The 315-nt window shown below is 63.8% G+C and carries 1 pseudogene; it reads right to left on the bottom strand.

Annotation, left to right across the window (positions count from 1 at the left end):
- Positions 1 to 303, bottom strand: a pseudogene (locus tag UK12_RS44165) (hypothetical protein); the annotation flags it as partial.
- Positions 304 to 315: the final 12 nt, after the last annotated feature.

Below are 315 nucleotides of genomic sequence, written 5' to 3' on the forward strand. Positions count from 1 at the left end.
GTCCGGGGGGTTGATGCGCTCGGGGTTCAGGAACCGCTCGAACAGCAGGTCGTGCTCCAGCGGGTCCAACTCAGTGATCCGAGTGAGGTACGAGACCATGGAACCGGCGGCCTACTCTCGGCCGGAACCGACCGCGTCGACGTTGTGCCGCGCGTACTGGCAGATGTCCGCGACCACGAGGAAGTAGGCGTCGAACCCCATCGGGGAGATGACGCTCATCTCCAGCTCGATGCGGTCCAGTACTTCCTGGCTCGGGTTGTCGCCGTAGCGGAGTTGGAGACCGGCTTTGATCTTCTGGCGCAGGTACGACGCTTG

It is taken from the genome of Saccharothrix sp. ST-888, assembly GCF_000955975.1.
Lineage (GTDB): Bacteria > Actinomycetota > Actinomycetes > Streptomycetales > Streptomycetaceae > Kitasatospora.